Origin of the sequence: Streptomyces sp. NBC_01408, from assembly GCF_026340255.1 — a bacterium.
Taxonomy (GTDB): Bacteria; Actinomycetota; Actinomycetes; order Streptomycetales; family Streptomycetaceae; genus Streptomyces.
On the sequence record NZ_JAPEPJ010000002.1, the window covers coordinates 422,738 to 446,079 of the forward strand.

The following is a 23,342-nucleotide window of genomic DNA, read 5'->3' on the forward strand; positions in this document are numbered from 1 at the left end:
AAGTGTCAGCATGCGTTCGACTAGACCTGACCACGCCCTGATCCACATGAGGCTCGACATCAAGATCAAAATGCCGCTGCAGGAATCGGAGCGCCGTCATAGCCCTTCACCTCACCGAAGCGACTGCCGTTCATCCAGTCCTCTCGGGCCTGTGCGATATCCCCTTGGGACCGTCCGATCCAGTTCCAGAACCATTGAATCTCTGAGCATTTCCGCAGGTCAGAGCGTTACGAGTGCCAGGAAGTCAGCAAAAGTCAGCATCAGCGCCCTCTCCCAGCGGCACGGTCTAGTCAGCCGCGTCAGTGACGACGTCGACCTGTTCACCCCGATCGGACACGCCGCCCGGTGCGATCTCCCGGGCCCGTGTCAAGCTCGGACCCCAGCCGCTCAAGGCGCTGTTCGAGCAGTGCGCCCGGCCCGTCGCAACCAAGGGCACACCCGGTGCCTGGTACGGGAGTTGGCGGCTGATGGCGGTCGACGGGACCACGTTCGACGTGCCGGACAGCGCGGAGAACGATGCACGGTTCGGTCGCCCCAAGACCCACCGGGCGAGCGGTCCGCGTTCCCGCAGGTACGGGTGGTCGCGCCGACTCCATCGCGGCCTGCCACCGGACCTGCCGGTCTCCTTGGCCCGCTCCTCGTCAATCCAGCGTTGGGCGTCTTCCCTCGAGCGGACTTCCGCCTCGCGCAGGACCGCGCCGAGGACGTCCTCCCTCCGCGCCACGCCCGTCGCGTACGGCAACGGCGTCGAGGCCAGGATCCGCGCCCACACCTCCCGAGGGGTCGACGCGGTCTACGACGTGGCAGGTCACGGGTTCGCCGTCACGGCCGTCGCGCTGACCGGTGATCCGGGACGGGTCCCCGTGCTTCCCCTGGTGGCCGCGGGTGTATTTCGCACCCGCGTCGACAGCGACTACCCCCTCGCCGACATCGCGGCCGCGCACACGCACTGCGAGCGCGGCCGCCTCCGGGGAAAGGTCGTCGTCCGCCTCCGACGGAGCGCCGGGCCACATGCCGTCCCGGCCTCCGGCGTCAGAGCTGGGCGGCCCCGCGCACCGCGGCCTCGGTGAGCGCGCTCGCGGTGTGCACGGCACTGGCCACGGCCTCGTCGTGGCCAAGCCCGCACAGGTCCGTGAGACAGAAGAGGGCTTCCGCGCTCATGGTGACGGCGAGGTCCCGTTCGAGCTGGGGGAACGCCTCCGGGTCCGCTGCCCCCAGCGTCTCCCGCAGACGGATCAGCGCGTGGTCGATCAGGCCGAAGCGGATACCGGGTCGCGTGGTGGCCGTCTCGGGCCGGGTGATGGTGGCCGCAATCATGGCACGTACCACCCCTGGCGGACGAGGATGCCGCGGAGCAGGAACTCGCAGGCGAATGCGACGCGTTCGACGGGATCAGCGGAGTGGGCGACCGGCCGCAACACATCGGCGGGGCCGGCTCGGGCTCATGCTGTTCACCGTCGGGTCGACGCTGTGCAGCCTGGCACCGGCAACCAGCTGGCTCGTGGTCTTCCGCATGCTGCATGCCGCGGGGGGCTCCATGCTCACCCCCGTCGCCATGGCCACCCTCACCCACACCTTCCCCCAGCCCCGGCAGCGGGCACGTGCCATCGGCGCCTGGGGCGGCGTCGGCGGCCTCAGCATGGCGGGCGGGCCCGTCCTCGGCGGCCTGCTCGTGCAATCGGGTGGATGGCGGTCGCTGTTCTGGGTGAACGTGCCGATCGGACTGGCCGCGCTGGTCCTGACCACGCTCTACGTCCCCGAGTCCCGCGCGGCACGACCCCGCAGGCCCGACCCGGTGGGACAAGTACTGGCGACCGTCCTGCTCCGCGCGCTGACGTACGCCGTCATCGAGGCGCCCGCCCTCGGCTGGACCTCTCCGCTGATCGTGGTCTGCCTGATGGCCGCGGCGGGGGGCGCTGGCCTGGCTCGTACCGTACGAGAACCGGCGCGCCGAACCGCTGGTCGACCCACGGCTCTTCCGCAGCGCGCCTTCAGCGGGGCCACCGCGACGGCGCTCTGCGCGTTCACCACCCTCGGCGGCTTCCTCTTCGCCAACGCCCTCTACCTGCAACAGGAACTGGGCCTGAGCGCTGGACGCCGGGCTGCGCCTGCTTCCCATGGCGTGCCCGCCCCTTTCCGGGCGAATCGTCGGCAGCCACGGGCCACGCGTCCGACCGCGGTCGTCATGCCGCAGAGCACCGACACAGGGTGACGATCGACCGGCGCCTATGGCGAATACGCGACTCCTGAACATGCGGGCCTACCAGTCCCAAGGCCGAGCTAGGACTACAGGGCGGCTCCACGCCGACCTCCGGCCGTGATACACGGCCCGGCCGACGCCGATCACCCGTGCCGGGGGCGTGAGAGCGATGGGATACGAGACGAAGATCCGGGCCTAGGAGGTCAGTTCGGGCCCAGGCTGCCGCAACCCGCCGACAGCTGGACCCGTCGCGCATCAAGGCCTTCGCATCGCCGAGTCGTCATCCTCGGGCGGAGCGAAGGATTCCTTACCGCTCGTAACAAGGGGAATTCGGCCGGTAGTAATTAGGTGAATTACTGACTGAATTTCCGTCAGCAAGCCCCACTTGATTATCTCGATTCCATAACGACATCACCGAAATGGCCTGGACCTTTCCATGTCTACACGCGTAACTAGCCCAATCTTAAAGGAACTTGACAGATCATCAAATTAGGCCGCCGAGGTAACGGTCAGATATCTCGAAGCCCATTCCAGTTTGTCCGAATTCTCCACCTCGCCCATCTGGCAGGCTTCCGTGCACCCACTCCTCCGACCAAGGATTTGAGGTGCGCATGACGGGTTACCGTCGAAAGAAACGTGAACACCGGCGCAGACCCCGGCGGTTGATACTCCTCACCGCCGCCATGGCGTCGGCCGCGGTGTTGGCCGCAGGCATCGCCTACTCCGGGCTCGGCGACGACGCCCAGGCGGGGACCCCCGCACAGGCCGACGCAGCCGCGGACGTCTTCACACCGGCCGCCGCGCCGGCCCGTGATGCTGAGCCTGCGCCCATCGCGGATGCGCCCGCCAACGACACGACGCGCGGCATGATCTACGACGGCCTCAAGGCGGCGCCGAAGGGTGACAAGTGTGTCGGCGTCTACCGCACGGAAGCCGGACTGTGCAGCCACGGTCCCGACGCCCCGCCGAAGGACGTCGACATCAAGGCCGACGTCCCCCCCGTCGTCAAGACGAAGGCCGTGGCTTCCGATCCGGCCCGCCCGGAGTCTGACGAAGTGGCTGGAGCCGAAGGCAGCGGGCGTCTTCATGACGCGCCCGCCGCCGACGCAGCCACCGCCAAGGCCCCGGCGTCGAAGGCCCCGGCCCCCGCCGGCGGCAGTGGCCAGGCCGCGCCCGGCGGGCCCGCCGGGCAGACCGTCCAGTGCGACGGTGACGGCAGCACTGGCAACCGCGTCCAGGTCGTGTACGTCCACGGTCCCGGCCGCGACCGGTACTCCGAGTACGTCGCCTCGTTCCGGAAGTGGGCGGCCGACGCCGACGTCATCTACTCGGCGAGCGCCCAGGAGACCGGCGGAGTACGCCACATCCGCTATGTGACGGCCGCCGACTGCACCCCGACGGTGCTCAACATCGAGCTCCCGGACTCCGCCCTGGCCGAGTTCAGCGCGACCAACAAGGCGCTCGGCGCCAAGGGCCTCGACCGCCGGGACCGCAAGTACATGATCTTCGCCGACACGCAGGTCTACTGCGGCATCGGCACCTTCGCCGGTGACGAGCGGCCCGGGCAGGCGAACCAGAGCAACTTCGGCCCGTCCTACGGCCGTACGGACTCCGGCTGCTGGGGCGGCCACACCGCCGCCCACGAACTCGGACACAACCTCGGCGCGGTGAACAACAGCGCCCCGAACACCAGCCTGGGCGCCCACTGCACCGACGAGTTCGACGTCATGTGCTACTCCGACAGCCCGCACTACCCCAAGATGCGCAACATCTGCACCAACCAGGCGGCCGAGAACATCCTGGACTGCAACCACGACGACTACTTCCACACCAGTCCCAAGGCCGGAAGCTACCTGGCCACGCACTGGAACATCGCCGACAATCAGTTCCTGATGAAGGGCAAGGGCGGCAACCCGAACCCCGACCCCAACCCGCAGCCCACCACCAAGCCCACACCCACCCCGACCAAGAAGCCCGGTAGCGGGCCGGCCGTAACCGTCGGCCAGATCCGGTCCAACTCCGCGGTGGCAAGTTGGCCCAAGGTCGAGGGCGCCGCCTGGTACCAGGTGCTCCTCAACGGCAAACACCTCACCTGGGTCCAGTCTCAGACGCTGAACATCCACAACCTCCAGCCCGGCACGGAGTACAAGGTCGCCGTCTCGGTGCGCGACGCCGCCGGCCGTGACAGCGGCCCCGGCAACGTCACCACCTTCCGCACCACCGGCGCGGGCGGCGGCGCCACCACCACCGGCACCCGCTACGTGCTCGGCAACGGCAGCACCGGCATGGCCGCCGAACTGTGGGGCGGGCGCACCGCCGACGGCACCCTCCTCGTGGGGTCCCGCGCCAACGGCTACGCGCAGCAGCAGTGGTTGTTCGAGGACGCCGGCAACGGGCTGTTCCGCATCAAGTCCGCGGTGTCCGGCAAGTGCCTGCAAACGGGCGGCGCCCCGGCCCAGGGTATGTGGATCGCGCAGCAGCCCTGCGGCAGCGCCGCCACCCAGCAGTGGAAGCTGAACTCCGGCTCCGGCACCACCACGATCACCGACGCGAGCGGCGGATACGCCCTCACCGTGAGCAACCGCCCGTACTACGGCGAATGGCTGCTCGACCTCCAGCGCGCCGACGGCCGCGCAACGCAGGTGTGGACGGTCCAGAAGGTCGGCTGACCTTCGATCGTCTGATCGACCGCCGGCGGACGGCCGTATTCCCCATGCAGCCGTCCGCCGGCTCCCTCACGGCACGACACCTCCACCGCACCGCAGCGGTGGCAGCCCCTCGCATCCCCACCGCACCTGGAGCACCACAAACGATGCGTACACGCCACAGCCCCCCGGCCCGTACCGGACTCGGGGTCCTGTTCCTCCTCCTCGCCCAGGTCCTGGCCCTGGCGACCCCGGCCCAGGCCCACGGTGACACCGTCAAAGTCGTGATCACCGGGCAGCGGGAGGGCCATGTCACCGCCGACATCACCTGGGAGAACGACGGGGATGCCATCGAGGAGGAGGTCGCCGCCACGGTGAACGCGACCAGCGCGGACGGCACCCGCAGCGTGGGCCCCTGGAAGCTGGTCCGGGATTCCGGCACGCGCACCGGATGGAGCACGGCCGAGGTCCTGCCGGCCGGCACCTGGAAGGTGCACGTCCACATCGGGTTCCCCCGCGGACACGCCGAACGCGAGGTCTCCGTACCGGTATCCGACCCGGCACCGCCCGGCGCTTCCGCCGCGCCCACCGCTCACGTTCCCGCTCTTGCGAGCCCCTCGGCCGCAGCCGTGCCCTCGGCCGCCGCATCCGCCCAGCCCGCCCCGGCCGGCGTCGGGAGCACCTTCTCCTGGACCATGGCGGGCTTGGCCATGGCCGCCCTCGCCGGGGCCGCTTGCGGGCTGCTGCTGGTCCGCCGGGCCCGAGCCCGCAGGCAGCCGCGGGGCGACGGGTGAAGCGTCCGTAACCAGCGCGTCGTGTGAGCCCAAGCCGTCGTGGCGGCCGTGATGTTCCTGCGCCGTTCCGTTCAATGCCGACCGGCTGACTGTTCGTCATCCAACGGAGTGCCGCCGCCGAGCCAGGCGCCCTCGACTCCTGTCGCGCAGACCGGACGACCAGGTTGCCGGGCAAGCAAGTCCCCGTATTTCTCAGATCAAGGAGCATTGATGCACAAACGTCGCGCGTCCGGCCGCAAGAAAGCGCTGATAGCCGCGATCACCGCCGCACTGTCCGGTGGTCTGCTGTTCGGTTTCGGTGCCCTCGCCCAGGCCGATGTGGTCAGCGGCACGGTCATCGGCGGGCAGGGCAACTACAAGACCGTCAACCAGCGAGCCAAGCCGTCCCTCTCGGCCCAGGTGAAGGGCTCCTCGAAGGTGGGCGCCAGGATCCAGATGTCCTGCCGGACCACCGGCGACACCGTGGAGAACAACCCGAGGTGGATCTACACCGGCTCGTACTACATCGCCGACGCCTTCATCAACGAGAACACCACCCCCCTGCCGGTCTGCGGCTCGAACCCGAACCCGAACCCGAAACCCACACCCACGACCCCCACGACCGCGAAGACACTCGCGATCGACATGCAGAAGCAGGTCAGGACCCAGTGGTGCTGGGACGCCTCCGGCGTGACCATCGCCAAACACTGGGGCCGCTCCGTCAGCCAGGAGCAGTTCTGCCAGCTCGCCGCGCAGGGAACCTGGGTGGACTGCAACAACCAGCCCGCGACGCTGGAGGACATGGCCAACGGCCTGGCCAGGCTGGGACTGAGCAACAGCGGCCGCAGCCTGTACCGCAACGCCTCGTTCAGCGAGTCCGCCACCGAGATCGCCGCAGGCCGGCCGTTCGCCGTCCGGTTCGGCTGGCGCACCGGCGGCGGTCACATGAACGTCATCTACGGCTACGACAGCGCCACCAACATGATCGCGGTCGGCGACCCGTGGCAGACCACCCAGACCTACACCTGGTGGAACCACGCCACGTACGTGAACAACAACTCGTTCCAGTGGACCCACTCGCGCATCGGCATCCAGGGCTGAGGAGCAGACCGACCATGCAGACCACGCAGACCATGCGACACCCCAGGCACGTGTCAGTCCGGGCCGCCGTCCTCGCCGCGACCGCGGTCGCCGCCGCCCTGTGCGGAATCGTTCCCGCACAGGCTGCGGAGGGCGACGGCATAGCGGGCTACCAGTCCGCCCAGCAGGCCCTCCGGACCGACCAACTCCGCGACACCGTCTCCCGCTTCCTGGTCTCGGCCCGACAGCCCGGCATGGCCCCCGCCGCGGACGGCGGCACCGTAGGCACCCCCGGGAACGCACCCGCCGCGGTCGCCGCGCCGCCCGGGTTCGATCTCAACAAGGACCCGGTGCCGATGTTCGAGATCAGCCCCGAGTTCGTGACCGGCAAGACCCAGGCGACCCCGCAGACCGCGCTCCGGCTCTCCTACCTGGCCTCCCGGGTGACCGCCTCCGACGGCAAGAACGCCGCCGTACTGCTCGCGCCCAAGGGGAACGCCGCTACGCCGGGCAGCGGCCCGCAGAACGTCGGTGCCGAGGGCTGGCAGCTGGCCGGCATCCGCGACGGGGACGCCGAGGTCGGCTTCGCCGAGCGCGGCACTCCCCAGGCCCGTACCTTCACCGAGCCGCAGATCCACGCCTGGTACCGGCTCACCGCCGAAGGCATGGTCGAGCCGCTCAACGAGGAGGCGAACACAGGCCTCGGCGGAAAGCGCGGCATCACGCTCGCCGCCTACCAGAAGCTGGTCACCGCCCGCTACGGCGACAAGATGCCCGGCTCGGAGTACGACCGCAAGGGCCTGGCCGGCGGGTACGCCGGCCTCGTGGAGGACCAGCCGGAGCAGGTCGCCACCGCGTCCGGGAAGCCGGCGGCGGAGGCGTCCTGGCAGCCGGTATCCGTCACATGGGCCGCAGCCCTGGCGGCGGTCGGCGGTGCGGTCGTGTACGCGCGCCGCCGGCGGATCGCCACCACCCGCTGACCCGACCCCATGAGCGCCGGGCCCCTCCGTGCGCAGCCTGACGACTTCCATCGTCGGATACGCATGAGCTCGGGAAGGGGGCCCGGCCGTACGGTCCGGGCGGCAATCGGGACACAGGCAAGCGCCTCCAGCACCACGCCAGGCAAGATCGACGTGCGCTGGCAGTCCAGCCTCGACCTCGACGACAGCAAGCTCACCTACCGCGTCTACCGCAACGGCTCCAGCACCCCGATCCATACCGTCACCGGCTCCTCGGTGTTCTGGAAGCGTCCGCAGCTGACCTTCACCGACACCAACGTCCAGGCCGGATCCACCTACACCTACCGGATCACCGCCGGCGACGGCACCAACACCAGCGCCCTGTCCGCACCCGTCAAAGTCACCGCGTCCACGACGCCGCCCCACACAGAGCTACGCTGCGGCTACAACCCCAGCCAGGGCCACGTCGCCACCTCCCGCGCCCTGCCACCCGGATTCAGCCACGAGGCGACTTGGTACCTGCACAGCGGCGAACAACCCGGCACGGTCAGGCTCTACGAGTGCAAGGTGGGCGGGCACTCGATGCTGACCCGAGACCCCGGATGCGAAGGCCAGCGCCCACTGGGCCCCGTCGGCTACATCCACACCAGCCAAATACCCGGGACGATTCCCCTCTACCGCTGCTACATCCCGGGCAACGGCGACCACTTCGTATCCCCTCGATCCGACTGCGAGGGTCCCTACACCAGGGAGTCCCTGCTCGGTTACGCGATCCAGTGAAATCCTCTCGTACTCGGCCCGCCAGTTGAGGAGGTGTAGGCGATGGACGACCGGCTGATCGACGAGCTGGTGGGCCGGGCTCAGGCCGAGGCTTGCAGCTGACGGGGGAGGGCGGGCTGCTGCAGCGGCTGACGAAGCGCTGTTGGAGTCCGCCCGGGAGTGCGAGATCACCGACCACCTCGGCTATGACAAGCACGATCCGGCCGGGAAGAATGGCGGCAACAGCCGCAATGGCACCCGCACGAAGACCGTCCTGACGGACGTCGGTACGGTGGAGATATCCGAGCCCCGTGACCGTGACGGCTCCTTCGAGCCGAAGATCGTCCCCAAGCGGCAAGAGCGCCTGTCCGGCGTTGACGAGATGGTGATCTCGCTGCCCCGAAAGGCCTGACGACCGGTAGGTCCAGGCCCACCTCGCAGAGGTCCATGGCGCCGAGGGCTCCCGCCAGGCGGTCTATCCGGTGGTCTTCGTCGACGCCATCCACAGCCGCACCGTCCGCGAAGCCGTCGGCCTACCACTCACCGCTGCCCAGCCCACGGCCGCACCTGGGGCACGCGATCGCCTCGGAGTGGACCAAGATGATCTCGATCCGCTCCACACTGTGGACCCTCGGCTCGATGGTGGCCCTGGTGGTCGGCGTCGGCCTCTTCGCCGTCGCCCAGACCCCCCCTGGTCCTTGATTGGTGGCCCCCACGGAGCGCCCAAGGCCAGCCCGCGGTCCGCCCCACCGCCCCCATCTTCACCGGGCGGCCCGCCGCACGGCGCGGAAACAGGTAAAGAGCTCCCGGAGACGCTCCAGCGGAAATGTTGAGGTACGCGCAGTCCAATGCAGGCTGACCAGACCCGGTTACGTCGACCTGGCCGGTGAGCAGCGCAGGGATCGGCGCGTCGCCGGCGACGGTCCCGATGCGAACATCGATGTCCGGATCGCGCTCGTGGAAAGGCGCGTAGCACCGAGGGCAGCCACTGGAAGGTGGTGCTCCGCTGCGCGGTGTAGCCCACCGCACCCGCCGCTCGCGCCCGTCCGCCGCCTACCGCCGACTCAGGTCCCGGTACAGGGCCTGGTAGGAGGCGCCAGGTGCGGCCTTGCCGAAGCCGAGGGCGGAGGCGGACTGCACCGTTGTGAGCGTGGTGAAGGTGCGGCCGCCGTCGGTGGAGTGCAGCAGCCCCTTGGCGCCGCCGGCGATCCACAGGTCCCCGGCGATGCCGGGGACGGCCGTGAGCCGGCCGGAGGGCAGGCTGGTGGCGCGGGCGGTGAAGGTCGCGCCGCCGTCGGTGCTGGCGTAGAGCGTGCCGTCGGCGAGTGAGTAGAAGGTACTGGCCGACGAGCGGTCGGCGACTACCACGGCGTCGGCGCCCAGGCCGCTGACCTTCGACCAGGTCGTCCCCTTGTCGGTCGAGCGGTACGGGGCCTGGCCGGCCTCGGTCCAGACGATGGTGGAGCCGTCCGCCGCGAGCGCGATGTGGCCGCTGTCGGCGCTGCCCACCGGCTCTGCCTTGAAGCCGTTCCAGCTGCGGCCGCCGTCGGCGGAGTAAGCGCCGTCCTGCGCGCCGGCTTTTCCGACCCGGACCATCATCGAGGGGTTGGACTGGGCGAAATCGATGTCGGTGCTGTGGAGTATCGCCGGGTTCTGCATCCGCTCGCCGGGCACCTCGGTCAGGGAGTCGTGGCGGAAACCGCCTTGGTCGCCCATGGAGGTGATGACGGTGGCGCCGCCGGGAGGGGCGATCGCGTCCGCCAGCGCGGTCTCCTCCAGCCCTCGGGCCCCCACCGTCCAGTGGCTGGTACCGCCGCTGTCAGTGGCGGTGGCGTCCTTGCTGCGCCAGATGCCGTTGCCGGTGCCGTACAGCATGTGCCCGGAGTTGAAGGGGTCGATGGCCAGGGCGGTCATCCAGTGCCCGGTGGCGGTACCGACGTAGGAGCGGCGGAGGCGTCCCGCACCGACTTGCCGGCCAGCGCCTTCCAGGTCGTACCGCCGTCGGTGGTCCGGTAGATCTCGTCCTCGGGCCACCAGCGGCCGAGGGTGGTGACCATCACCGTGGACGGCTTCTGCGGGTCGACGGCAACCCCGGAGAACCCGTAACTGCCCTGGGACGGGGAGACGTTCTTCCACGCCCCGCCGGCCGGCGTGTACTTCCACACCGAGCCCGCCGTCACGTCGTTGGGTCCAACGGTGTTCGTGTACGTCAGGTACAGCGAGCCGTCACCGGAGAGGACTCCGTGCTGGCTCTTGGTGGCGGCCGGGGCCATCACGCTGGGCAGGCCGCTCACCCTCATCAGCGGCTGCCTGGGCCTGCCGGCACTGTTCGTCAGACGCCGCGCACGCCCCGCACCGGCCCAGCCCGCATTCATAACCTTCAACTGGACTAGGCGACGAACGGCCGTGCAGGGGAGAGCCCTTCGCCTCGCCAGCCTCAGCCTGCATGCGGCGATACGCACCCCCATCTCCCTCAACTGCGAAGCTAGCTTCGCAGTCTGACGGTGTGTACGCTTCGGTGTATCGAAGCTCAGGAACGACGGGGCTTCGTGAGTGGTCACGGGCTGGGAGAAGTGTGCTGTTTCCCGTCCACAGCCTTCGGCAAGGCCATCCGACTCATCAGCTGCCGCACCACCCCGCGTGGTTTGGACGCCCGGCAGGGCGGTGCGGCTCGACCGTTCCCGCGCCATGCGCGGGAACGGAAAGGACAACCCATGCGGATTGTCGATACCCATAATGCCTGGTCCTTACCGCCTCGGACCAAGAGCGGCGTCCTGCCGTTCGTTGTGATCATCGTGGTCTGCGTCTTCGGCTCGGCGATTACCGGACACGCGGCCGATGCGCTGGCCGTAGTGGTCACGGTTCTGCTTACCGTTGCGACGGAGGAGCTGGTACGGGCCGCGATGCGGCACCGGCTGCGCGTCGCCTGACCATGTGACGTGTGTGGTGGGGCGCCGTGCTCACGTACGGCGCCCCACCACACACCACCCCGAACACGGAACCACAGGAGCGAGGGAAAGGAGGTGAGGTGTCGTGCCGCAAGGCAACGCACCCACGGCCCAAGGTAATCGGATTCCGCTCGGCGTCCTCTGCGAGGTGGCTGCCGGCCCGTCCGGGTCGCTGCTGGACCGCCTGCACGACGGCCCCGACGGCGTGCCCGTGATCTCACCACCGGACCTCGCCGGAGACCACAGGGTGGACAGCCGCAGGGTGCGACGGGTGCCGCAGAGCGAGGCGGACAGGCTGGGCCGGTTCGCCGTGCGGGAGGGCGACGTGCTCGTCGTGCGGCAAGGGGCACTCGGGAGGCTGGCGCTCATCGAGCAGGCTCAGTCCGGATGGCTCTACGGATCGTCCTGCCTGCGCATCAGGCCCCTGCCCGGTGGCATCCTGCCCGCGTTCCTGGCGGCCTACCTGTCGCATCCGCCGGTGCAGAGGGCCATGCTGGGCCAGGCCCTCCCCGGTACGGTGCCCGCACTCAACTCGGCGTTGCTCAGGGAGCTGCCGGTCACCGTGCCGCCCATGGACCGGCAGTACGCCGTCGTCGAGGCCCTCGCAGACGTTGCCGACCAGATCAGGATCCAGCGGCAGATGGCCGAGCGGCTGGAGGCACTGCGGCCGGCCATCTTCAGGGAACTGCTCCAAGGGACGAGGGACACATGGCGCTGATGACCGTCGGACGACTGACGGAGGAACTCTTCAGGGCAGCTGACATCCTGCGCGGTCGGATGGACGCGTCGGAGTACCGCGACATCCTTTTCGGAATGCTGCTGCTCAAACGTGCTTCCGACCAGCCCGGCATCCTCAACGTGCCCGATCGATCGCGCTGGCGGCACATTGTCGATTCCGGGTCCGAGGAGCCAGGAGAGGTGCTCAACCAAGCGCTGTCGGCGCTGGAGCAGAACAACCCGGACGGACTCGACGGAGTCTTGGGAGCCCTCGACTTCAACAGGGGGCTGGGGCGCGCCCAGCTGAAGGCGCTGATCGATCACTTCGACCGTATTCCTCTGGGTGACGACGATCTGGAGTTCAGCGATGTGGTCGGCCGGGCCTACGACCACACGCTGGGCTGGCTCGCCGACGCAGCAGGCAAGAAGGGGGGCGAGTTCTACACGCCTCGTTCCGTGGTCCAGCTGATGGTGGAGCTGGTGCGTCCGGAACCGGGGCAGTCGGTCTACGATCCCTTCACCGGCTCCGGCGGCATGCTCGTCCAGGCCAAGGAGTACGTCGACGAGTACGACCGGGACGCCGTCGGCCTCGGCCTCTTCGGGCAGGAACTGAACGTCGAGACGTGCTCCATCGCCCGGCTGAACCTATTGCTGCACAACGTGACGGACGGCTCGGTGCTCTGTGGTGACACCCTGGCCGATCCGCTCCACCTGCAAGGTGACGGCCGGCTCAGACGCTTCGACCGGGTGCTGACCAACGCTCCGTTCTCGATGAACTACACGGAGAAGGAGATCAAGCACCCGGAACGGATGCGATACGGCTGGACTCCCGCACAGGGGAAGAAGGCTGATCTGATGAACGTCCAGCACGTACTCGCCGTGCTACGCCCGGACGGGATCGGAGCCGTCGTAACCCCGCACGGTGTGCTGTTCCGGGGAGGCTCCGAAGCGGAGATCCGGCGGGGCATCGTCGAAGAAGACCGACTCGAAGCAGTGATCGGTATCGGGCCGAACGTATTCCACGGCACAGCCATCCCGGCCTGCATCCTCGTGCTGCGTGGCAGTGACGGAACGCCGGTGGGAGAACGCGGCACCGTGCTGTTCATCAATGCCGAGCGCGAAGTGGTCACCGGCAGGTCGCTGAACCGCCTGGAGCCGGAGAACATCGAGAAGATCGTGAGTGCCTTCCGGGAGAGGGCTGACATCGACGGCTTCTCCCGCGTGGTCACGCTGCAGGAGATCGCGGAGAACGATTTCAACCTCAACATCCCACGCTACGTAAACGCCGGTCCGCCGAAAGAGCCGTTGCTGGACGTCCGCGCGGCGCTGTTCGGCGGTGTCCCCAGACACGAGGTGGAGGCGGAGGAGCCGAGGTTCCATTCCTTCGGCATCGACCTCGCGGACCTCTTCCAGCCAAGGAACTTGGACTATTTTAGCTTCCCGGCCGAAGGCTGCGAAGCGACGGCCGCCCGCATCCCGGATCTCGCGACCACCCAGGAGCGCAGGTTCATCGACCAGTGCTGCCGGTGGTGGGCGGGCGCGGGAGCGCAGATCGCCGAACTCGCGGGCGCGAAACAGCTGTTCATGTCACGCTCCCACCTCATGACTTCCTTCCGTGAGGAACTCCTGCCATTGGAGATCCTGGACCGGTACCAGTTGACCGGAGTCTTCGCGGCATGGTGGTCCGACCGGCAGGACGACCTCAGAAGCCTGGAACACCGCGGCTTCCCCGGAGTGATCGACCGATGGGCGGCGGCAGACGGCGAGCTCTCCCGGCACAGCGGCCCGGCGCGTGAACGAGTACTCGAAGTCCTCGGTGACGATCTCTGCTCACGCGTCACGGGACGCGTCGCTGCGCAGCGGCAGGGGCTGGTCGCGCTCTACCGTTCGTGGGGCGACCGGTACGAGACCTCGTTCGCAGACCTGGAGCAGCAGAGTCAGGCAGCGACAGAACGGCTCCGATCCCGCCTCCGGGGGCTCGGCTACCGCTGACAGCCCATGCAGGTGCCGGGCCCATCGAGGTCGCCGGAGCGGACCGTGCCCGCACCGGCCAGCGGGCCGGAGGGCCGGTGCCCCGGCCCACCGGCCGTCCCCCGTTGTCGTGTCTCGGGTGTCAGCCCGGCAGGCGGGCGATGTGTGAGGCCAGCTTCTCCGGCGTGGGGTGCGCGAAGAGACTCGTGTCCTGCCGTAGCCCCAGTCCTGTCGGCGCTGGTAGCCCTCGCGTCAGGCAAGCACGCACCGACCCTGACTGCTCCCGACAGTCGGGGCCCACAGAAGTTCCACCACGCCCCTGGCGCCTTCCCGCCCGGGCCCGAGTCGGCCGAACCGGCCCGGTGTCCTTGGGCGTTCCGGCGCCGCAGGCCCCGCTGATCGGGACTCGGCCCGCTGACGGTCCGGTAGATTCGGCGACACGGCTGATCTTCAGGGGAGCGGCAGAATGCCGCGCGTGCGACACGGGGGCAGTGGGTGCGGAACGGACACGCGCAGGACCGTCGACGGCAGGCCCTGCTGGAATGCTGGCGCGCGATCGAGCTGTTCAGCCCGCCGACCATCCCGGCGCTACCCCGCCGACGCCCCGCCGCCCGTTCCGGGCCGAGGGACGAGTACGTTACCGACCTGAGCCCGGAGCCGGGCCGGGTACCACCGCTCCTGCCGTGGGCTCCGGACCATCCGGAGACGGGGGCACGGCGGGCACCGTACAGCCGCATGTGGCGGCACGAGGTCTACTGCGGGGTCTTCGACCTGGAGCTGCTCCGCCAGGCGATGATCGCGGTACTGCCCGCGGGGACCGATCCCGACCCCGGCGTTCCGCAGACCGAGCTGGTGCTGTCGGGCCAGAGCGCGATGTTCGCGCTGGTCCTGGACGACGATGGCCGACCGCTCGAGGACACGTCCGTGATCTCCGCGTGCGCCTGGGCGACCGGCCGCCTCTTCGATCCGGGGCCGTCCGCACCTGGGTGGCTGGACGGATTCGAGGAGCTCGACGACGCGTTCGGCGGGGCGATCGACGAGCTCACGGCCACCGCGATCCCTTACGGCCCCACCGCACCGGCCGCCGGAACGGCGTACGAGCGGTGGCCCGGCTCCGAGGGTGCGGCGGGAGCGCCGGGCGCGGCCGGCGGCTGGCAACGGCTGCTCGCCGAGATCCTGGGCGGCGCTGCCGTCGGGGCGGTCGGGGCCCTGTTCGGCGAGGTCGCCGGCGCCGCGCTGCAGGGCGCGGCGGAACCCCTGGTTCGCCGCGCCGCGGACTGGGTCGCGGCCCGCCGCCCCGCCGAGGAGCAGGTGGAGTCCGGGCGGCCGGACGGCACCGGGGGTGTTCCCGAGGGGGCGTCGACCGACGGTCCTGACACGTCGGCGGAGTACGGGGCCGGCGCCGGTCCCCGTGCGCTCGGGTTCGCCGATCTGGTCGCCCTGACCGCGCAGATCGCCGACCTGTGCGGGGTTCAGGACCACCTGCGGCCGCAGGTGGTCCGGGTGCGCAGCAGGCTGGTCCCCCGGCCGCGGGACCCGCAGGCGAAGGTCGCCGCCGCCGCGCCGTTCTTGAACAGTCTATTTCCCCCTGATCTGGCCCGGGTGTCCGCGGCCGTCGGGAAGGGGATCGGCCCGGCGCTGGAGGCGTACCTGACCGAGCTCGACGCCGTCGACGTGGGGGCGCGGACCGACGTGCGCCGGGAGCGCGGGGTCGTCCTGGAAGGGGTGGCTCCGGACCTGGTTCCGGCCGGCCGCTGGCCCGCACCGGCTCGGTTCCCGCTCGCGCTGAGCCAGCAGTTCGCGGTCGACCGCATGCTCGCCGACCGAGCGGGAACCGAGGGCGGGATGTTCTCCGTGAACGGCCCGCCGGGCACGGGCAAGACCACGATGCTGCGCGACCTGGTCGCCGCCCTGGTCGTCGAGCGGGCGGCGGTGCTGGCCACGTTCGACCGGCCCGGGAAGGCGTTCACCGGTCCGGCGTGGCGGGGCAAGGACCGCCAGGGCAGGCACGCCCGCTTCGTGTCGCGGCTCGACCCGCGGCTGACCGGGTTCGAGATCGTGGTCACCTCGTCCAACAACGGCGCCGTGGAGAACATCACCGCCGAGCTGCCCGGCATCGGTGCGCTCGGCGAGCGCTGGCAAGCAGGCACCGACCACTTCTCCGACCTCGCCTCCGCGCTCCTCGGCGGGCCGGCCTGGGGTCTGGTCGCGGCGGTGCTCGGCAACAAGGCCAACCGCAAGGAGTTCGGGGACCGGTTCTGGTGGGGGCGGCTGCCGGAGAAGGAGACCGACGCCCGCAAGGCCGCGGAGCTACCGCCGCTGCGCGGCATGCGGGAGGTCCTGAGCGACTGGATCCCGCCCAAGCCACAGCCCGGTGGCCGTGGTCCCGTCACCCCGGCGGACCAGGTTGCCGCGGCCGCCGGGCCCGCCTGGCCCGTGCCGTCGTGGACTGACGCCGTCGCCGCGTTTCGTACCGCCCAGGCCGAGGTCGAGCGGCTGCGCGCCGGGCGCGCCCGGCTGGCCGGGGCCCTGGCCGCCGTCGAGTCCCCCTCGGCCGGGCAGCGGATCGCGGACCTGGAAGCCGCCGTGTCCCGGGCCGACCAGCAGATCGCCGCCGCCGAAGCGGTCCTGGACCGGGCCACCGCCGCCACTGCCGGCGCCCGGACCGCCACCGCGGCGGCCGAGGCCGGACACCGAACGGCCTCCGAGCACGTACCGCGGGCCCGCCAGGAGCTGGCCACCGCCCGCGCGGACCTGTCGGCCGCCCGTGAACTGGCCGCGCACCACCGCGAGTACGTGACTGTCCTCACCGCCCGCCACGTCACGCCCCCGGCCGTCGAGCAGGGCCTGCGAGGCGGGCTGCGCCGCCTGCTGCAGAGCACGGCCGACCGGCAGGCCGCCGAACGGCAGCAGGAGCACACTCAGGCCGAGATCGCGTACCTGCTCGTCCAACAGCGCGCCGCGCTTGAGGACTCCCTGGAGCAGGTCGCCGCAGCCGTGCGCACCGAATCCCTGGCCGCCAGTCGGCACGCCCGGTCCGGCAGCGCCGTCGACGAGGCAGCCACCGGCCTCACCGCCGCCCTCGCCTACGAACGGGCCGCGAGCGCACGGGAGTCCGCGGCAGCCACCTCCCTCCGGCAGGCCCGACAGATCACCGACTCGTCCCGCCGCGACCTGCGGGGCGCCGTGGCCGAACTCGACGGCCGCCACCGCGAACTGCGGGAGGCGGCCCGGACGCTGCCGTCCCTGCCGCTCGGCTGGGCTCACCTCGACGAAGCCGACCAGGAACTCGGCTCGCCCTGGTCCGACGAGGCGTGGTCCACCGCGCGCAGCGACCTGTTCCTGCGCGCCCTCGACCTGCACCGCGCCTTCGTCGCCGGGGCCGCGAAGAACGTCCGCGGCAACCTCCAGGTCCTCATGGAGCTGATGGCCGGGACCAACGGGCCCGTCCCCGACGAGGAGGTCGCGCACGCCTGGCAGACCCTGTTCCTCCTCGTGCCCGTCGTCTCCACCACCTTCTCCTCCGTCGGGAGCATGTTCGCCCGCCTCGGCCGGGAGTCCATCGGCTGGGTCCTCGTCGACGAGGCCGGGCAGGCCACCCCGCAGGCCGCCGCCGGCGCGCTGTGGCGCGCCCGCAGGGCCGTTCTGGTCGGCGATCCGCTCCAGCTCGAACCCGTCGTCACCATGCCCGAGGCCCTCCAGCGCCGACTGCTGCGCGCCTACGGCGTCGACGAGCACTGGCTGCCGTCGGCCACCTCGGCCCAGGCCGTCGCCGACCGGACCAACCGCTACGGCACCTACCTGCCGGCCCCGGACACCGGCGACGAGCACGTCTGGGTGGGCTCGCCGCTGCGCGTGCACCGCCGTTGCGAAGAGCCGATGTTCACGGTCAGCAACGAGGTCGCGTACGGCGGCCTCATGGTCCACGGCACCGAACACAAGGCGTTCCCCGATGCGGCACGGGACGGCCTGTTACCCAGCCGCTGGCTCAACACCGACGACCCGTCCCGCCCGTCCGATGCGCCGTGGGGCGAACGCGATCGCCGAGCCTTCGAGTTCGTCCTCGACCACTTGCACCGGCACGGCGTCGCCGTCGAGCGCGTGCGCGTCATCGCCCCCTTCCGGGCCCTCGTCGCCGAATGCCAGAAGATCTGCCGCAGCCGTGACGGCTGGACGTCCAAACTGATCGAGGAGCGCTGCGCCACCGTCCACCGGGCCCAGGGCAAGGAAGCCGACGTCGTCGTCCTCGTGCTCGGCGGCGGTCGGCAAGGCGCCCGCGACTGGGCGGCCCGCACCCCGCACCTGCTCAACGTCGCCGCGAGCCGCGCCAAACGCCGCCTCTACGTCATCGGCGAGCGCAGCCTGTGGGCCCCGCTCCCGCACTTCGACGTCCTCGCCTCCGAGCTGACGGAGTTCCACCACCTCCGCGACCGCGCCACCTGGCCGCCGGACACCGAGTAACCGCCGACGAAACGGCAGAGCGGAGGGCTATACGCCCGTCACGACACGACGCCACAAGCTGCCACCCGAGCCCATGGCGCTGTCGCGCCCGAGACGGCCTCGCGAGTGAGGTCATTGACGCCTCGGGAACGCGGCGCGGCCTGCCTTACAGTCTCGACCACAAGGTCGTCGACGGCTTCATCCGGGCCATGGAGCGCAACGGCGCCGGCCTGGCCACCCAGTCCAACGCCTTCGACAAGGTCATCGGCGGCGCACGAAGCAGGCTTTCCACGCCCCTCTTCGTTCACGCCCTTGCGAGTGCACCGACACCAATTTATTAGGCACGGACCTGTACGACGCGGCCGTCACGGCAGCACGGATCGCCGACCCACACCCCGCACTCACCGACGCCTCGGCCCACCTCCTGGTCATCGCCAACGCCGCCCCGGCAGAGCCCGGACCGGCAGGTAACTCACGCAGCATCAACATGGCCGGGTGTCCCTCACCCCCGCCCCCGCGGCGCCACGCAGGTACGGTCGGTGAAGAACCAAGCCCCCTTGGCGCATGTGGCGCCCAGAACCCGCCCCTTCTCCCGGAGCCACGGATAGCGGCCTTGCAACTCCGCAAAGTTGTCGTTCGTCACGACCATCGCACCGGAGTCGTCCGCGATGGCCGCAACGAGTGCATCCCCCTTGCCCTCGGTACCGGCCGGCGGCTGGATGATGTCGCCCTTGCTAAGGGCGGCCACCACCGCTTCCCGTTCTCCGTCCGAGACCTTGTGCCGGAAGGTGGCATCGACCACGACGTGGATGTCGGCCTCGGGGTACTTCTTGGCGAGCGCCGCCCGCGCGGCCTGGAGCTGGGAGAAGCTCGGGTGGTCGTCGTCCTCGTAGACCCCCGGGCGGACCGGTGAATGACCGATCCAGGCGAGGTTGGAGCCGTCGACGACCAGGGTGTGTGGGCCGCCGTCGACCGTGACCGGCCGCGCCTTGGGAGGCGCTGGAACGGGGCGGGCGCCCCCGGCCGAGGGGGTCGCCCCGAGGGGGTCCGGATTCGAGTTGCTCTTCAGCAGGCGGTCCAGTTCCTCCCGGACCTCGGGTGTGGGTCCACCCGTACCAAAGCTTTCGACCTCCTGGTCGACCACTACCTCCCCCGTGTGCTCCAACGTGGCCTTGACGTGGAGCAGCCCGTTGGAGTCGTACGTGTACTCCAGATCGAAGCGGGACTCGTCGCGGACCCGCGGCGTGGGGTACGTGAGGGTGAGCTCGGTGAGCTGCACGTTGTCGCGGTGGGCGAGCTCCTTGTCCGGGTCGCCCTCCCAGATTTCCACGAACAGCTTCCGCGCGTGGTCCTTCTGCGGCGTGTAGCTCTTGCGCTCCTTCCAGGGCAGCGGCGAGTTCCTGGGGATGATCTGGCTGAACCGCTTACGTCCCGAGGAGTCCTTGACCATCGTGCCGAGCGCATGGCTGGTGGCGACCTGGATGACCCCCTCAGTCTCACCGGCGAGCACCGCCGCCGCGATCGACGCGCCGCGCGCCACCGCCGTCATCGGGTCGCACAGCTCGGTGGGCACGGGCTCCATCTGGAGTGCTTCGGCCACCGCGGCCCGCACGCTAGGAATCTGACTCGTACCACCGATCATGAGGATCTCGTCCACGTCGAGCGGCGCCATGTGCAGGTCCCTCAGGCACTGCTCCACCGGCGCGAGGGCGCGGTCGACGAGGTCGCCGATCGCCTCCTCCAGCTCCCCCTGGTGGATCTCGACGCCGACACCGTCGGGAGTGATCACCGTGACGAACGGCTGGGAAGAGAGCAGGATCTTGTTCCGCTCCACGTCCAGGCGGAACTGCCGCTCCTGCGCCGGAGTCCAGGCCCTGCGCGCGGGCGCCCGTTCAAGGACGAGTTCGCGCAGCCGCCGGTCGATCTCCAGACCGCCGAGCTCCGTCACCCCGCGTGACGCGCGCTCCTCGAAGAACCCGTCGGAGTAGTCGAGCACGGTTACGTCGATGGTGCCGCCACCCCAGTCGAAGACCAGGATCTGGGAATCCTCGCGGAAGTCGTGAACGTACGAGATGGCGGCCGCTGTCGGCTCGTTGAGCAAGGCCTGGACCTCAATGCCGGCGAACCGTGCCGCCGCCCTGGTCCGGTACCGCGCGGCGCCCGTCGCGTTGGCGGGCACGGTGATGACGGCGCGCTCGATGTCAGTGAGGTTGTGCTGGGCGCCGTCGCGCATGGCGGTGAAGACACCGGCTGCGACAGTGGTCGCCGCGAAGCGCCTGCCCTGGATGGTCACGTACTCGTCGCTCTTGAGGAGCCGCTTGCAGGCTTCGGCCGCCTCTTCGGAGCGGAGTTTGGCCTCCCAGCCAAACAGAGGGCCACGCCGCAGCGAGCTGACGCCCACCACTGAGGGGAAGAGCTGCTCGAACCCAGGGCGCCGCCAGTCGGCGTCGATGTGGTGGGCATCGAGCGGCAGCACCTCGGCATCCTCGCCTTGCCACTGGGCCACGACCGAGTTGGTCGTACCGAAGTCGATTCCTGTCGAGGTCACTTGGCATCGTCTCCCCGCGCGTCCACCGCGCTGGTCTCGTCCTGCTCCGGCACGCTCCTCGGCACCGGGATGCGGCGCAGCTGCCCAGCGAGCAGCAGCTTGGCCGTCGCCTGGTCCACGTAGGCCGGCCGGACAAGCTCGAAGCCCTCGCCTTCGCCCTCGACGACCACGAAGAGTTCCTGCTCGTCGGCCTCCTCGACCACACGGACCCCCATGTCAACGAGCGAGGCACGCACCGCCCGCCGGATGACCCTTGCCGCCTGGTCGGGGTTGCTGGCGACGAGATCGGTCTCGACCAGTCGCGCGATGTGCTCGTCCCGCGTCCGAAATGCCTCCAGCACACCTTGCCGCAGCGCGGCGTTGACCGTGGCGGGGGTGGGGCGGACGTCATCCGGCAACTGCGCGATCAGTTCCGAGGCCCGTTCGGTGAACCGGGCGAGGAGCTGTGCCGGATGGAGGAGTTCGTCCGGCCTGAGCGTGCGCAGCTTCATGTCCGCCTCAAACTCCCGGACCTCTTTGCGGCGGGTCAGTCCGGTGGGCTTCTTGGCCTGCCCGGCCGCGCTCGGATCGGACTTGCGAGGTGCGGACTTGCGGCGTGCGGACTTGCGGCTCATGAACTTGTCCTGTGGTCGTGATCGGGGCGCCGGGGCGCGGTCAGCAGGGTGGGAAGAAGGTCGGCGATCGCGCGGTCGCGTACCTCCGCGAGGTCCGCGGCGGCCCGGTGTGTGGTCCGGCGCGGCATCGCGGCGGGCCGCGGCGTCAGGGACCTCGGTCGAACCGTGGGCAGTTGCAGGGCCGCGGGGTCCAGCGGCAGTACGAAGAAGTCGGACCAGTCCTCGCTCCGCTCGGCCTGCTCAATACGGCGCTTCGCCCAGTTGGCCTGCGCCGCCAGGTCGAGGTCGTCCCGGTCGGCCCGCCTGCGCTCGCGCCACTGGTGCTGCCAGTGCTCACTCTTGTGCGGCAGCCCCAGCTCCAGATACGGATTGGCAGGCTGGTCCCGGTCGTTGCGCCTGGTCCCACGCCGGCGCTCCAGCAGGGCCAGGTTTTCCTCGACCCGCCAGTCGGTTCGGGCGACGCGCGCCAGCGAGACGTAGGCGAGGTCGAGATTGTCGTCGAGCAGGGCAAGGTAGGCGAACATGTTCCAGGCCTCGGCCGCGTGCTCGGCCGGCGCGCCGTCGTAATCGACGAGCTTGTCTACCTGTACCTGGGCTTTCTTTCTCTCGCCCTGACAGATGAGGTCGTAGGCGTGCCGCAGCGCCACGAGGGCGTAGAACGGGCCACGCGCCGGATTGACCGCCGCCCTCGGCTCCCACAGGGCGCACATCAGCCGCCACAGCCCGCGGTCGGCGGGGATGTCCGGGTCCCAGGAGCCCGTCATGGCGCCCTCCCGCACCTTGCGCAGGCGCAGCACCAGCTCGCGGGGCAGCAGCTCCTCGAGTTCCTTGAGGACGTCCGTCTCCCCGTCCGTGATACGCAGGAGCAGGTCGTAGAGGCTGCCCGGTGCCGACTGGACCGGCACCCCTGCCAGGAACGCCTCCCGCTCGGCGGGCTCGTCCCAGCCGAGGGAGCGGGCGAGGGCAGCGTCGGTCTTCTCGGGTGCGAGCCGAGCCAGCAGGTAGCTCTGTTCGCCGGCGTCCGCCCGCAGGCTCCACGGCTGATGGCCGCGGTTCAGTACGCCCGCCTCGATGAGGTCGTCGACCACACCGAGGGGTGCCCACGGCACAACTGCCTCCAGTTGGTGCATGGTCAGCTCGTCCAGGCTCCGCCGGGCGAGCGCCTGCTGAAGCGCGAAGGCTCCGGCGGGGTCCTCCTCGGCGAGGGGGAGGTCGTCCGCGCCGAGGTCAGCCGCCGGGACCGCGCCCGATATGACCGCGAGGCGGCGCTCACCGGCCGGGGAGAGCCAGGGCAGACCGGCTTCATGAACGACGGAGAGCACGGCGGCGGTCTGGGCGATGGCCCGGCCCGGTCCAGCGGCTTCGAGCAGCGCCTTGATGGCGGGGAGCAACTGGGGCGTCGGCTGTCCATCCAGACAGGCACGAATCGTGTCGGCGCCCCACCGCAGGGTTTCGTCCTCGGCATCCATGGAGTCCAACAGTTCCCGCAGCACGTCCTCGACACGCGCCACCGCCTCCGCGCCGAAGACCCCGGCCCTGCGCCACTTGCGCAACGCGAATCCGTCGACCGCGCCGCCGGGGACGGCCGCCGCAGCGGAACGGCGGGCGGACCGCCGCGCCCGCCACGCCTCGACCATCTCAGATCGTGTCATCGACTCCGTGATCAGTGGTTCCCCCGCGCCGAATCC

14 protein-coding genes and 6 pseudogenes are annotated in these 23,342 nt (G+C 70.2%); 14 read left to right on the forward strand and 6 right to left on the reverse strand.

Annotation, left to right across the window (positions count from 1 at the left end; genetic code table 11):
* Positions 1-65: 65 nt before the first annotated feature.
* A pseudogene (locus tag OG447_RS24335) lies at positions 66-203 on the reverse strand (pirin family protein); the annotation flags it as partial.
* Positions 204-344: 141 nt separating this feature from the next.
* Here OG447_RS24335 and OG447_RS24340 point away from each other — a divergent pair.
* Both OG447_RS24340 and OG447_RS32375 read left to right on the forward strand, forming a co-directional pair.
* Positions 345-586, forward strand: a pseudogene (locus OG447_RS24340) (IS4 family transposase); the annotation flags it as partial.
* Positions 587-875: 289 nt separating this feature from the next.
* Complete coding sequence (locus OG447_RS32375; protein WP_353962242.1) at positions 876-1,070, forward strand: zinc-binding dehydrogenase; 195 nt, start codon at positions 876-878, stop codon at positions 1,068-1,070.
* Here OG447_RS32375 and OG447_RS24345 read toward each other — a convergent pair.
* Positions 1,033-1,317 carry a hypothetical protein gene (locus OG447_RS24345; RefSeq protein WP_266939331.1) on the reverse strand — a complete coding sequence of 95 codons (285 nt, stop codon included), beginning with the start codon at positions 1,315-1,317 and terminating at the stop codon, positions 1,033-1,035. The genes OG447_RS32375 and OG447_RS24345 overlap by 38 nt on opposite strands.
* Positions 1,318-1,444: 127 nt before the next feature.
* On the opposite strand from OG447_RS24345, the gene OG447_RS24350 reads away from it, so the two are divergent.
* From OG447_RS24350 to OG447_RS24385, 8 genes and pseudogenes are all read left to right on the forward strand, one after another.
* Complete coding sequence (locus OG447_RS24350) at positions 1,445-2,212, forward strand: MFS transporter (protein ID WP_266939332.1); 768 nt, start codon at positions 1,445-1,447, stop codon at positions 2,210-2,212.
* 671 nt (positions 2,213-2,883) lie between these two features.
* Positions 2,884-4,869, forward strand: coding sequence for an RICIN domain-containing protein (locus tag OG447_RS24355; protein ID WP_266939333.1), 1,986 nt, complete (start codon positions 2,884-2,886; stop codon positions 4,867-4,869).
* A gap of 143 nt (positions 4,870-5,012) precedes the next feature.
* On the forward strand, positions 5,013-5,639 hold the full coding sequence (locus tag OG447_RS24360) for a hypothetical protein (protein WP_266939334.1): 627 nt from the start codon (positions 5,013-5,015) through the stop codon (positions 5,637-5,639).
* A 210-nt stretch (positions 5,640-5,849) separates the two neighbouring features.
* Positions 5,850-6,719, forward strand: a complete 870-nt coding sequence (locus OG447_RS24365; protein WP_266939335.1) for a papain-like cysteine protease family protein — start codon at positions 5,850-5,852, stop codon at positions 6,717-6,719.
* 14 nt (positions 6,720-6,733) lie between these two features.
* Positions 6,734-7,678, forward strand: coding sequence for a hypothetical protein (locus OG447_RS24370; RefSeq protein WP_266939336.1), 945 nt, complete (start codon positions 6,734-6,736; stop codon positions 7,676-7,678).
* A gap of 120 nt (positions 7,679-7,798) precedes the next feature.
* Positions 7,799-8,044 (forward strand): annotated as a pseudogene (locus OG447_RS24375) (fibronectin type III domain-containing protein); the annotation flags it as partial.
* Between the two features lie 479 nt (positions 8,045-8,523).
* A pseudogene (locus OG447_RS24380) lies at positions 8,524-8,886 on the forward strand (transposase); the annotation flags it as partial.
* Positions 8,864-9,097: pseudogene (locus OG447_RS24385) on the forward strand (ABC transporter permease); the annotation flags it as partial. The pseudogenes OG447_RS24380 and OG447_RS24385, both read left to right, overlap by 23 nt.
* A gap of 393 nt (positions 9,098-9,490) precedes the next feature.
* Here OG447_RS24385 and OG447_RS24390 read toward each other — a convergent pair.
* A pseudogene (locus OG447_RS24390) lies at positions 9,491-10,665 on the reverse strand (WD40/YVTN/BNR-like repeat-containing protein); the annotation flags it as partial.
* 465 nt (positions 10,666-11,130) lie between these two features.
* On the opposite strand from OG447_RS24390, the gene OG447_RS24395 reads away from it, so the two are divergent.
* The 4 genes from OG447_RS24395 to OG447_RS24410 all read left to right on the forward strand — a co-directional run bounded on the left by OG447_RS24395 (position 11,131) and on the right by OG447_RS24410 (position 18,513).
* Positions 11,131-11,346, forward strand: coding sequence for a hypothetical protein (locus OG447_RS24395; RefSeq protein ID WP_266939337.1), 216 nt, complete (start codon positions 11,131-11,133; stop codon positions 11,344-11,346).
* Between the two features lie 103 nt (positions 11,347-11,449).
* Entirely contained in the window at positions 11,450-12,082 is a 633-nt protein-coding gene (locus tag OG447_RS24400) for a restriction endonuclease subunit S (RefSeq protein WP_266939339.1), read from the forward strand.
* A complete protein-coding gene (locus tag OG447_RS24405) occupies positions 12,073-14,073 on the forward strand; it encodes a class I SAM-dependent DNA methyltransferase (RefSeq protein WP_266939340.1) in 2,001 nt (666 codons plus the stop codon). The genes OG447_RS24400 and OG447_RS24405 overlap by 10 nt, the downstream gene beginning before the upstream one ends.
* Positions 14,074-14,787: 714 nt before the next feature.
* Positions 14,788-18,513, forward strand: a complete 3,726-nt coding sequence (locus tag OG447_RS24410; protein WP_266939342.1) for a DEAD/DEAH box helicase — start codon at positions 14,788-14,790, stop codon at positions 18,511-18,513.
* Positions 18,514-18,994: 481 nt separating this feature from the next.
* Here OG447_RS24410 and OG447_RS24415 read toward each other — a convergent pair whose 3' ends face one another.
* The 3 genes from OG447_RS24415 to OG447_RS24425 are packed head-to-tail and all read right to left on the reverse strand — an operon-like array spanning position 18,995 to position 23,306.
* On the reverse strand, positions 18,995-21,040 hold the full coding sequence (locus OG447_RS24415; protein ID WP_266939344.1) for an Hsp70 family protein: 2,046 nt from the start codon (positions 21,038-21,040) through the stop codon (positions 18,995-18,997).
* Positions 21,037-21,654 (reverse strand): hypothetical protein, encoded by a 618-nt coding sequence (locus OG447_RS24420; protein WP_266939346.1) that lies wholly within the window; start codon positions 21,652-21,654, stop codon positions 21,037-21,039. Before OG447_RS24420 ends, OG447_RS24415 begins: the two co-directional genes overlap by 4 nt.
* Complete coding sequence (locus OG447_RS24425; protein ID WP_266939348.1) at positions 21,651-23,306, reverse strand: hypothetical protein; 1,656 nt, start codon at positions 23,304-23,306, stop codon at positions 21,651-21,653. The genes OG447_RS24420 and OG447_RS24425 overlap by 4 nt, the downstream gene beginning before the upstream one ends.
* Positions 23,307-23,342 lie beyond the last annotated feature (36 nt).